This is a genomic window from Kitasatospora sp. NPDC056651 (genome assembly GCF_042792155.1).
Classification (GTDB): Bacteria; Actinomycetota; Actinomycetes; order Streptomycetales; family Streptomycetaceae; genus Kitasatospora.
Map to the genome: position 1 here is coordinate 50,470 of NZ_JBHTWX010000024.1, position 10,874 is coordinate 61,343.

Below are 10,874 nucleotides of genomic sequence, written 5' to 3' on the forward strand. Positions count from 1 at the left end.
GGAAAAGTGGAAGAGCAGGGAGGTAGTCGATGCTCGACAAGGTGCGACAGCCGCTGAAACACCGGCCCTTCCGGCGGGTGTGGCTGGGCGAGACCGTCTCCCTGGTGGGGGACTACAGCTTCGAGGTCGCGTTCATCTGGCTGATCCTGAACGAGACCGGATCGATGACCACGCTGGCCACGATCCTGCTCGTCCAGGCCGTCCCCCGGGGCGTGCTGATGCTGGTGGGCGGCGCGGTGACCGACCGGCTCTCCCCGCGTGCCGTCATGTTCTGCTCCCACGCGGTCAGGGGGCTCGCCGTCACCACGCTGGGGCTGATCGCCCTGGCGGACCACGTGAACACGTGGCACCTCTATGCGCTCGGCGCGCTCACCGGCGTCGCCGAAGCGTTCTTCTGGCCGGCCGCCGGCAGCATCATCCCCTCCCTCCTGCCGCCCGAGCACCTCGCCCGGGGCAACGCGCTCGTCGGCTTCGGCGAGCAGGGAGCCCGACTGCTGGGGCCGGTCCTGGGCGGCGCCCTCGTGGCCGCGGTGGGGACGTCGACCACCATCCTGCTCAATGCGCTCACCTTCTTCTTCGCCGCCTTGACGGTCTTCGGCGCGCCCCGCAGACAACCGTCCGACCAGGCGGCCGACCAGGCTTCCGACCAGGCGGGCGAGGCGGGCGAGGCCGACGAACGCGCCAAATCGTTCACGGCGATCCGGCGGGAGATCGTCGAAGGGCTCCGCTACGCCGGACGCAGCCGGGAGATCCGCACCGTCCTGCTGTTGATCGGCGCGGCGGCCCTCAGCTACAGCGGCCTCTTCAGCGTGGGGCTTCCCGCACTGGCCAAGACCTTCCCCCAGGGCTCGCTCGCCCTGGGCGTCCTGCTGTCCGCCTGGGGACTGGGGCAGCTGATCGGCACCATCGGCGCGGTCTTCACCGGACTGCCGCGCCGCTGGGGGCTGCTCATCATCGGGATGACGCTCTGCGAGGGCACCGCCTTCGTGCTGCTGGGCTTCCTTCCCACCGTGTGGAGCGCGGCGGCGGTGCTCACCCTGCTGGGGATCGGCGTCGCGTACTCCAGCGACGTCGCGCTGCCGACGTTCATCCAGACCAGGACCCCGACGGACGTGCTGGGCCGGGTCAGCAGCGTGATGGAACTGCCCCGGGCCACGCTGGAACCGCTCTCCATCGCGGCCATGGGCCTGCTGGTCGGCTGGGACATCCAGTGGGGGTTCGCGCTGGCCGCGCTTCCCATGCTGGGCGTCGGCCTCCACCTGGCCCTCGACCGCGAGGCCCGCGCGCTGAGCACCACGGTCCCGGAGGACCGTCCGGCGACCAAGGACCCCCTCGTCTTATAGGCCCTGTCCGCTGACAGGCCGTGTCCGCCGGTGGTGGCCGGTGACCGGTGCCCTCGGGACACCGGTCGCCGGCCCCCGCCGTCAGGGAAGCCGTCGGGCGAAGAGGCTTCCGTGCGCCGCCGCCCCGGCGTCCGGAGCGGCTCCGGTTGCGGCGCGGCGCAGGCCGTACCAGAGGACCGCCTGGTTCGAGGTGATGACCGGAACGCCCAGTTCCCGTTCCAGGGGGACGACGGCGGCCCGGGCGGGGAAGCCGCTGCCCGGCACCAGGACGCTGTCCGGTCGCGGGAGGTCCGGGTCGTGGAACGCCTTGACGACCTGCTGGTGCACCTCGGCGGGGTCGATCGTCCAGTGGGCGCCCTCGTCGAAGGCGTTGTAGCGGGCCACGCCGTCCCACTCCGGGCCCAGGGCGAACTGGACCATCCGGGTCTGCCGGATGCCGACCTCGCCCAGGTAGTCCGCCGCGGCCCGGAACGTCGGCTCGGTGAACCAGGGCGGCATGACCAGCAGCGGTCGTCGCACCCCGGACGCCCGCAGGGCGGCCGTGATGGCCGTGGCCGCCGTGTACACGGGTACGCCGCGGGCGTGCGCGCCGGCCGCCTCGACGAACTCGGTGTCGAAGGCGGGCCCGCCGAAGAAGCTGCTCGACCCGAAGCAGAGCGCGACGCTGTGCGCGCCCAGCCGGCCCAGGTGGTCCAGCCCGCGGACGACGTCGGGTGCGTTCGCCAGGGCGCCCGCGGGGCTTCCCACGTACTCGGTGTCGTCGGGCCGGGGGCACTCGAAGCGGGCGGTGTGCACCGACACGCCCTCGGGCGCCATCCGCCAGATCTCGGTCTCGGGCACGGGGTCGTTGTGGATGACGAGGATGCCCAGCCGGGCCGCGGTCGCCGTCATCGGACCTCACCCGCCGCGGCCACGGTCGGGACGCCGTCCGCCGGCGCGGCCGCCTCGGCCGGAGCGGCCTCGGTACCCGGGGCGAAGCCGAGCCACGCGAGCACCGCACCGGCCAGCGCGACCGCGCCGGCCAGCAGGAAGCCGGTACGGAACGCCCCGTCGCCCGGGTGCGTGCCCAGAACGAGGATCAGGGCCGCCACGCCGAAGGCGCCTCCCGCGTACTGGGTGGTGGTCATGAGCGCCCCCGCCACGCCCTGGTTGCGGTCGTCCACCTCGCGGGTGCCGCCGACGAACATCGAGGTGTAGATCATGCCGTGCCCGAGGCCGCTGACGACCAGGCCGGGCAGCATCGCCACGAGGTAGCCGTGGTTGCGGGCGGACAGGCCCAGCAGCAGGAGCCCGGCCGCGCCGACCACGAACGCCAGCGTCAGGCAGCGGCGCACGCCGAGCGGGCCGACCAGCTTTCCGGCGATCATGTTGCCGAAGGTGATGCAGGCGGCGAGCGGGAGGAACGCGATCCCGGCGGCGAGCGGCGTGTAGCCGCGGCCGTCCTGGAGGAGCAGTGTCACCAGGTAGAACTCGACGCCCGCCACGCTCGCCATGTACAGCGCGGAGGAGCCGCAGCCCATGACGAGGCTGCGGGTGCGCCGCAGCACCGGATCGACCAGCGGCCGGCCGCTGCCCCGCTCCCGCACCGTGAACAGCGCCAGCAGGACGACTCCGACGAGGAAGCTGCCCAGCGTCAGCGGGTCGGTCCAGCCGATGTCGGCGGCCAGGGTGAGGCCGAGGACGGAGACCAGGACCATCGCGGTGCACAGCACGGCGTTGAGCACGTTGAGGGCGGCGGTGCGGCCCTGCTCCGCCTTCCCGGGCAGGAACCGGGGGGCGGCCAGTGAGCACAGCACGGCGAAGGGCAGGTTCACGAAGAACGTCGCGCGCCAGGAGACGGTGGTCAGCAGTCCGCCGATGACCACGCCCGCGGCCAGGCCGCTGGCACCGACCGTGCCCCAGACCGCGAGCGCCCGGGTGCGTTCGCGTCCCGCCGGGAACGTGGTGTTCACCAGGGCCAGGATCGACGGCTGGAGGCAGGCCGCGGCGACGCCCTGGGCGCCGCGGGCGACCAGCAGCAGCGCGGCGTTCGCCGCGAGGCCGCCCAGCAGCGAGGCGACGCCGAAGATCACCAGCGCGGCCATGAACAGCTTCCGGGCGCCGAGCCGGTCCCCCACCCGGCCGCCGACGATCAGGAAGCCGGCGAAGAACACGGAGTAGGCGCTGACGACCCACTGCATGGCGCTGCCGGACAGCTCCAGGTCGGAGCCGATGTCGGGCAGGGCGACGAAGATCACGGAGAAGTCGAGTGCGATGAGGAACTGGGCCGCGGAAAGGGTGATGAGGCCGCCGACGGGACTGCGCGAGGCCGTCGGGGCGGAGGGTGCGTTCGGTTGGGACATGGTGTGGATGACCGCCTGGTCGTCTTGTCGCCCCGGGTCACGGGGCTGGGGGGCTGGGGGGCTGGGGGGCTGGGGGGCTGGGGGCTGAAAGAGCGGAATGATCAGGAAGGTGCCGGAGCCGTCGACGGCCTGCGCCCCAGCGCCTGTTCCAGCGCGCCGACCGTGTCCGCCACCGACGCGGCGCCCGCTTCGACGAGCTGCCGCGCCGAGCCGACCCCGTAGGAGACGCCGATCGCCGGCATGCCGGCCGCCGTCGCCATCCGGATGTCGTCCACGGCGTCGCCGACGACCACGCACCGCACCGGATCGACACCGATCGACCGGGCCGCGAGGAGCGCCAGATCGGGATGGGGCTTGCCGCGCGGGGCCATGCCGTGGCAGACGACGGCGTCGAACTCGTCCACCAGACCGGCGGGTCGGAGGAGTTCCAGCGCGCTGGGCCGGATCTTGCTGGTGCAGATCGCCGTCCTGACTCCCTGCGCCCGCAGTCGGCGCAGCAGCTCCGGCACGCCGGGGAAGACCAGGTCGGCGGCCTGGGGGACGACCTCCTCCCGGAACGACTCCCGGAAGAGGGCGACCGACTCGGCCACCCGGGCATCCTCCTCGGTGAGTCCCGTGAGTTCGGCGAAGACGGCCGCGAGCGGCTTGCCGACAGTGGCCCGTACCCGGTCCGCCGGGACGTCCGGGTGTCCGGTCGACTCCAGCACCCGGTGCAGGACTCCGGCGATGGCGCCCGGGGTGTCCAGCAGGGTGCCGTCCAGGTCGAAGAGGACGGCGTCGGGTCGGTCGTACCGCGTCACGAGCGCGCCCCGGCGTACTCGGCGAGTTCCGCGGACAGCTGTACGGCGAACTCCCCTGCCACGGTCGCGGTGGACAGCAGCACGGACCGGTTGGCGGCCGAGGTGCGTCCGCGGGTCACCTGGGACAGCGCCTTCAGGAGGTACGGCGTGATCGCGGGTCCGGTGACACCGGCGGCCTGCGCCTGGGCGGTGGCCTCCGCGAGGGCGGCCTCGATGTCGGCGGACGGAATGCCGTCCTCGTCGCGGATCGGGTGGGCGACCAGTGTCGCCGTGGCGTTCCCGGTCCGCCAGTGGGCGAGCGTGACGGCGGCGATCTCGCGCAGGTCGTCGAGCCGGTGCGGGTTGGGCACACCGCTGCTGACGCTCAGATAGGCGGGGAAGTCGTCGCAGCCGTAGCCGATCACGGGGATGCCCGCCGTCTCCAGCCACTCCAGGGTCCACGCGGGGTGCAGCATCGACTTGGCGCCGGCGCACACCACGGCGACCCGGCTGCGGGTGAACTGCACCAGGTCCGCGGAGATGTCGAAGGAGTGCGGTGCGTCGCGGTGCACGCCGCCGATTCCCGCGACCGCGAACACCGGGATTCCGGCCAGTTCGGCCGCCACGAGGGAGGAGGACACGGTGGTGGCGCCGCGGCCGCCACGCGCCAGGGCGATGCCCATGTCCCGGGTGCTGACCTTGGGCACGCCCGGGTCGGAGGCGAAGAGTTCGAGCTGTTCCTTGGTCATGCCCACACGGATCCGGCCGTCGATCAGTGCGACCCGGGCGGGGACGGCGCCGGCCTCGCGGACCGCCGCGTCGATGTCGAGAGCCAGGTCGAGGTTGGCCGGGTAGGGTAACCCGTGCGGTATGGCCGAGGACTCCAGGGCGACGACCGGACGGCCCTCGTACAGGGCCTCGCGCACCTCCTCGTCGATGTCCAGCACTGCAGGGTCGGCGGCGAGCGCCGCGGTGGTGGCGTTCATGGGGACTCCTCAGCGATTTCGGTACGGGCGACGGGACGGCTCCGACTGCGAGCGAACCGTCGGGAACAGTGCCGGTTCCTTCCAGGAACCGCTGGTGCGGACTGCGCGTGGACACCGGCCCGCTGTCCGGAAGCGCGGCCGGTGCGGGTGCTCGACGCCGGGTCAGATCCGGGAACGGCCGCCCTCGGAGAGGGTGTGCCGCTCGGTGCCGGCGATCGGCGGATCGAAGACCGATACCAGGTGCAGGTCCTCGTGGTCGGAGGCCACGAGGTGACGCGGATCGTGCTCGTCGAGGACGTAGATGGTGCCGGGCGTGATCCTGTGCCGGGTGCCGTCCTTCTCGACGACCTCGCCGGAGCCCGCGACGCAGTAGCAGGCCTCCAGGTGGTCGCGGTACCGCAGGGCCCTCGTGGTGCCCCGGCGCACCAGGGTCACGGCGTAGGCGAAGCCCGTCCCGTCGGCCTCGACGAGGTGCCGGCGGCCGGTGCCGTTGCCCCGCACGACGGGGACGGCGTCGTCGACGCTGCGGGAGAACACAGGGACACTCCTTGGGTGGGGGTTGACGAGGAATGACTGATGGTGCGTCAGTTGCGCGCCGGTCCGCGGACGGTGGCGCCCGGAGCGACGCGCGGCCGCACCGGGTCGACAGGACTCCCACGGTGCGCGCCGGCGGCTGCGGCGAGTTGCGACAACGGCATGGAGCACCCCCGGGATGGCCGGACGAGGACTCGACTCGACGCGGACGCCCCCACTGCCGGGACCCGCACCGAGCGCTGATCACTACCCTCACTGTGTGGATCGGGCCGGGGGCCCCACAAGCGCCGTCGCGGATCCTCGTCAGGTCCCGGACAGTTCGTCAGGTCGCCCCGAGGGAAGAGGCGGCGGAAGCAGCCGCTCCGGCCTTCGACGGCCGGAGCGCCATGTTCCCGGCCGGGTGACATCGAGTTCGACTGCCGCCCCTGAGCGGTGCGCCACCTCCAGGTGCTAACTTAGGCAAGCCTAACCAACGAGCATGGCCGCACAGCCCAGGGAGACGCCATGGCAGATCGACCGACCCGCCGGACGCCACAGGTCCGCGAGGCGCAGGTGCTGCGCACCGAGCGGATCACACCGCACATGGTGCGCCTGGTCCTCGGCGGTGCGGGTCTGGACGGCTTCGACGCCGGCGAGTTCACCGACCACTACATCAAGGTGCTCTTCGCGGCCGAGGGCGTGAGCTACCCGGAGCCCTTCGACATGGCGCGGATCCGCGAGGAGTTCACGCCCGAGCAGTGGCCGGTCACCCGGGCGTACACCGTGCGGGCCTGGGATCCGGCGCTGCGCGAGTTGACCGTCGACTTCGTGGTGCATGGTGACGAGGGCCTGGCCGGGCCGTGGGCGGCCCGCGCGCAGCCCGGTGAGACGGTGCGCTTCCTGGGCCCCGGTGGCGGCTACGCCCCCGACCCGAGCGCCGACTGGCACCTGCTGGCGGGCGACGAGAGCGCGCTGCCCGCGATCGCCGCGGCGCTGGAGCGGATGCCGGCCGATGCCGTGGTGCACGCCTTCATCGAGGTCGCGGACACCGCGGAGGAGCAGGAGATCGTCTCGCCCGCCCGGGTCGAGGTCAGCTGGCTGCACCGGGGCGCGCGCCCGGTGGGCGAAGCGCTGGTCAAGGCGGTGGGCGCGCTGGAGTTCCCCGCCGGCACGGTGTCCGCGTTCGTGCACGGCGAGGCCGGCTTCGTGAAGGAACTGCGGCGTCTGCTGCGCCTGGAGCACGGCATCCCGCGCGAGCTGCTGTCGATCTCGGGGTACTGGCGGTTCGGCCAGAACGACGACGACTGGCGGGCGGTCAAGCGCGAGTGGAACGCCCAGGTGGAGGCCGAGCAGGAGCAGGCCGGCTGATCCGCACCGCGTACGGCTCCGAGCCGCGCGACGGCCGGGCGACCCGAGCACGCCGCACGAGGCCGTGCGCGGGAACGGGCTCCACCGGGCGGGGGGCGAGTGCGAACCGCCCGGTGGAGCCCGGCCGCTACCGCGTCAGCAGCTCCTCCAGGACGTCCGCCCCCTTCGACGCGCCGCCCGCACCGCGCACGATCCGGCTCAGGGCCGCCGCCCGGGGGCGGCAGGACCGGACGTCCCGGACGGCGTCGCGCAGGCCCCGCACGGTCGGCTCGGCGAGCATCCTGCCGACGCGCAGCTCCTCCGCCCGCCGGGCGACCGCCCGCTGTTCCGGGATCTGCGGCACCGCCACGAAGGGCACCCCGTGGTAGAGGGACTCCATCGCCGAGTTCATCCCGGCGTGGCTCAGGAACACCTCGGCGTGCCGCAGCACCGCCACCTGCGGCACGTGGGCGTGCACGTCGACGTTCGCCGGGATCGGGCCCAGCGACTCCCGGTCGAGCCCGCCCACCGCCATGACGACCTGCCAGTCGCTGTCCCCGAACGCCTCGACGCAGGTCCGGTAGAACTCGGGCCGGTCGTTGAAGACGGTTCCCAGCGATATCAGCAGCACCGGGGCCCGCGACCGGGGGCTCCACTCCTCAGCGGCCTGCCGGCTGCTCAGCGAGGGCCCGACGAAGTGGAAGCGCTCGTCGAAGGTGTCCCCCGACATCTGGAACTCACGGGGGATGAACACCAGGCTCGTCGGGGCCACGTGGCCGAACATCAGGTCCGGGTCCTCGAGGAAGGTGTGGCCCAGCGCGAACTTCCCCATGTCCTGGATCGCGGCCACCAGCCGCGGGTCGGTGTGGTCGAAGTCGGCCGGCAGGTACACCTGCGCCGCCGAGAAGGACTCGTTCTCCGCGAAGGTCGGCACCAGGGAGATCTCCCGCACCTCCAGCAGGCTCGCCAGCATCCTCCCGGTGAAGGTCACCGAGTCGTAGCACACCGCGTCCGGCGGGTCGGCCTCGAAGTGCCCGGCCAGGACGGGGAAGGAGGCCCGCGCGTCGTCGAGGTAGTGCTCCATCGTCACGGCGAGCTGTTCCGCCGTGAACTCGCCCCGCGCCGCCAGGTCGGGCGGCAGCTGCGAGGGCAGGGTCACCGGCGACGCCCCGGCGGCGAGGGCGGCGTCCGTGGTGGCCGGTCCCGTGGCGTAGCTGACCCGGTGACCGCGCCGGACCAGTTCTTCGACGAGCGGCAGGGTCGGGTTCACATGCCCGGACGCGGGCGCGCTCACGAAGGCGAAATGGGCCATCAGCCCTCCTCCAGGATGACCGGAAGAGTCTTGTGCCCGTTGGTGAAGAAGGAACCCAGCGGCTCGAGTTCGGACGACGGGACGGCCAGCCTCAGCCGGGGGAACCGGGAGAACAGCGCGGACAGCGCCGTCGTCGCCTCCAGCTTCGCCAGGGGGCTGCCGAGGCAGAAGTGCACGCCGTGCCCGAAGGTGAGGTGGTCGGCCCGCGACGGCCGGGTGACGGAGAACTCCTCCGCGTCGGCCCCGTGCTGCGCCGGGTCGCGGCCGGCCGCGCCGTAGGACAGCAGGATCGCCTCGCCCTTGCGGATCCGCACGCCGTCCGCGTCGATGTCCTCCACCGCGTACCGCAGCGGCAGGTTCGGCACCGACGCCTGCCAGCGCAGGGTCTCGTCCACCACGTCCTCCCACGTGCTGCTCCCGGACAGGACCAGGGCGAGCTGGGACGGGTGCGTGGCCAGCGCGTGGACGGCGTGGTCGAGCAGGTTGACCGTGGTCTCGAAGCCGGCGGAGATGGTCAGCAGCAGGGTGTCCAGCAGTTCCCGCTCGGACAGTCGTGTGCCGTCCGCGTCCTGCGCGGCGATCAGGTCGCTGGTCATGTCGTCGCCGGGGTCGCGCCGTTTGACGGCCACGAGTTCCTTGAGCAGCATGTACAGCTCGCCGGAGGCGGCCTGCACGCCCGCCGGGTCCGCGTCGAGGCTGAACACCGCGTCCACCAGCCGCCGCAGGTCCGCACCCGTCCGCGCGGTCACCCCGAACAATCCGGTGATGACCTGGATCGGCAGCGGGAACGCGAACCGCGCGCGCAGGTCGACCGTCTGCCCCGGCGGCACCGCGGCCAGGTCGGCGATCAGGGCGGCCGTGATCTCCTCGACGCGCGGCCGCGTCGCTTCGATACGGCGCGGGGTGAACGCCTTGGCCACCAGGCTGCGCAGCCGGGTGTGGTCGGCCCCGTAGGCGGTGAACATGTTCTGCATCGCGACCCACATGATCAGCGGCCAGTCCGGCGGGATGTCGCCGTCGCGCCACATCGGCCAGTGCTTGTTCGCGTCCTTGGAGACCTTCGGGTCGAGCAGCAGTTTCTTCGCCAGGTCGTGCCCGGTGACGGCCCAGGCCGACACGCCACCGGGCAGTTCGACGGGCGTGGCCGGGCCGCGCTCGCGCAGGGCGGCGGCCTCGCCGAAGATGTCGCCGCCCGAGGGGTCGATGACGTACGCGTCGGCGGGCGGGATCGGCGCGCGCACCGGCTGGGTGAAGACGGTGGTCGTACGGGGTTTGGGAGGCTCGGTGACCTCCAGCAGGGACGCGGTGAACCGCGAGCCCATGCCGAGGCCGATCGACATGATGGTGTCGCCGGGCTTGAGGGTCTCGTCGTGCAGCAGGTGGTCGATGCCGAGCAGTTGGTCACACGGCCCGACGTGGCCGAACTCGCGCAGCATCGACCAGGTGGTGCGGCCCAGGTCGATGCCGAGCGGCTCCAGCACGACGACCTCCAGTTGGGCCAGGCCCAGACCGGTGACGACGAACCTGGTGATGTCGGCGACGCTGACGCCGGCCTCCTTGGCCGCCTTCTCGACCCCGGTGACCAGTGCCCCGCTCATCAGCGTCAGATACGGGGCCAGGCCGGTGACCTCGATCGGCGTACGGTTGCGGTGGCCCTTGGGGTCCGGGATCGTCGGGGTGGCGAGGACCTCCATCTGGGTCGCGGAGCTGTTGGCGGTCGCGACCAGCCGCGCCCGGCCGCCCTCGCGGTTGAGCACGGCCGCGGCCGCACCGTCGGCCAGGAAGACCCCGATGGTGGGCTGCCAGCGTTCCCACCGCGGCGGCAGGAACCGGGCGGTGGCCGTGACCAGGGTCGCGGTCGCGGCCGGGTCGGCCACCAGGTGCGCGGCGGCGGACTGCAGCGCGGCCGAGCCGCCGTTGCTGGTCGCCTCGACCTCGTAGACGAGGGCGTGGCCGAGGCCGAGGACGCGCTGCAGGTGGCAGGAGGACGCCATGTGGTCCTGGTGGTCCATCTGGGCGTAGGCGGCCATGGAGATGTCGGCGCCGCTGAGGCCGGACTCGCGCAGGGCTCCCATCGCCGCGTGCACGGCCATCGCGTGCTCGGTGACGTCGTCGGAGCGGGTGAACGACACGAAGTCCGACAGCGCGAGCAGCCGCCGCATGGTCTCGGTGTCCGGCACGGCCTGCGTCGCGGGCGTGCGGGGCGGCAGATACCGCCCCGTTCCGCCGATGTAGACGTTGTCCCAGATCAT

9 protein-coding genes are annotated in these 10,874 nt (G+C 72.8%); 2 read left to right on the plus strand and 7 right to left on the minus strand.

All coding sequences use genetic code 11. The features are described 5' to 3' along the window. Positions 1–29: 29 nt before the first annotated feature. Positions 30–1,343, plus strand: a complete 1,314-nt coding sequence (locus ACFRAR_RS12605; protein WP_380697645.1) for an MFS transporter — start codon at positions 30–32, stop codon at positions 1,341–1,343. 81 nt (positions 1,344–1,424) lie between these two features. Here ACFRAR_RS12605 and ACFRAR_RS12610 read toward each other — a convergent pair whose 3' ends face one another. The 5 genes from ACFRAR_RS12610 to ACFRAR_RS12630 all read right to left on the minus strand — a co-directional run bounded on the left by ACFRAR_RS12610 (position 1,425) and on the right by ACFRAR_RS12630 (position 5,987). Next, on the minus strand, positions 1,425–2,234 hold the full coding sequence (locus ACFRAR_RS12610) for a hypothetical protein (RefSeq protein ID WP_380697647.1): 810 nt from the start codon (positions 2,232–2,234) through the stop codon (positions 1,425–1,427). Continuing rightward, positions 2,231–3,685, minus strand: a complete 1,455-nt coding sequence (locus tag ACFRAR_RS12615) for an MFS transporter (protein ID WP_380697648.1) — start codon at positions 3,683–3,685, stop codon at positions 2,231–2,233. The genes ACFRAR_RS12610 and ACFRAR_RS12615 overlap by 4 nt, the downstream gene beginning before the upstream one ends. Positions 3,686–3,786: 101 nt before the next feature. Further along, positions 3,787–4,485 (minus strand): HAD family hydrolase, encoded by a 699-nt coding sequence (locus ACFRAR_RS12620; protein ID WP_380697650.1) that lies wholly within the window; start codon positions 4,483–4,485, stop codon positions 3,787–3,789. Further along, entirely contained in the window at positions 4,482–5,450 is a 969-nt protein-coding gene (locus ACFRAR_RS12625; protein ID WP_380697652.1) for a pseudouridine-5'-phosphate glycosidase, read from the minus strand. Before ACFRAR_RS12625 ends, ACFRAR_RS12620 begins: the two co-directional genes overlap by 4 nt. Before the next feature lie 162 nt (positions 5,451–5,612). Further along, entirely contained in the window at positions 5,613–5,987 is a 375-nt protein-coding gene (locus ACFRAR_RS12630; RefSeq protein ID WP_380697653.1) for an ectoine synthase, read from the minus strand. 501 nt (positions 5,988–6,488) lie between these two features. Between ACFRAR_RS12630 and ACFRAR_RS12635 the strand changes: the two genes are divergently transcribed. After that, on the plus strand, positions 6,489–7,331 hold the full coding sequence (locus ACFRAR_RS12635; RefSeq protein ID WP_380697655.1) for a siderophore-interacting protein: 843 nt from the start codon (positions 6,489–6,491) through the stop codon (positions 7,329–7,331). A 127-nt stretch (positions 7,332–7,458) separates the two neighbouring features. Here ACFRAR_RS12635 and ACFRAR_RS12640 read toward each other — a convergent pair whose 3' ends face one another. After that, entirely contained in the window at positions 7,459–8,622 is a 1,164-nt protein-coding gene (locus ACFRAR_RS12640; RefSeq protein ID WP_380697656.1) for a macrolide family glycosyltransferase, read from the minus strand. After that, entirely contained in the window at positions 8,622–10,874 is a 2,253-nt protein-coding gene (locus ACFRAR_RS12645) for a cytochrome P450 (protein WP_380697658.1), read from the minus strand. Before ACFRAR_RS12645 ends, ACFRAR_RS12640 begins: the two co-directional genes overlap by 1 nt.